This is a genomic window from Neisseria sp. P0008.S010, assembly GCF_051962715.1.
Taxonomy (GTDB): Bacteria; Pseudomonadota; Gammaproteobacteria; order Burkholderiales; family Neisseriaceae; genus Neisseria; species Neisseria elongata.
Genome location: NZ_JBQCVA010000338.1, coordinates 1 through 259, shown reverse-complemented (window position 1 = coordinate 259; position 259 = coordinate 1). Strand labels below are relative to the sequence as shown.

Annotated in this window: 1 rRNA gene; it reads left to right on the top strand. The window is 48.3% G+C overall.

Annotated features, from left to right (window positions below):
• A 16S ribosomal RNA gene (locus ACTHSL_RS13840) occupies window positions 1–259 on the top strand; the annotation flags it as partial.

Sequence of the window (259 nt, the reverse complement as noted above, 5' to 3'; positions counted from 1 at the left end):
ATAAGAGACAGCCTACGGGTGGCCGCAGTCGAGAATCTTCCACAATGGGCGCAAGCCTGATGGAGCGATGTCGCGTGATTGATGAAGTGTTTCGGCATGTAAAGATCTTTTCTAGAGGAGGAAGTTTATTGACGTTACTCTAGGAATAAGGGGTTGCTAAACTCGTGCCAGCAGCAGCGATAATACGAGTGCCCCAAGCGTTATCCGGAATTATTGGGCGTAAAGGGTCCGCAGGCGGTTTTATTAGACTTATGTGAAA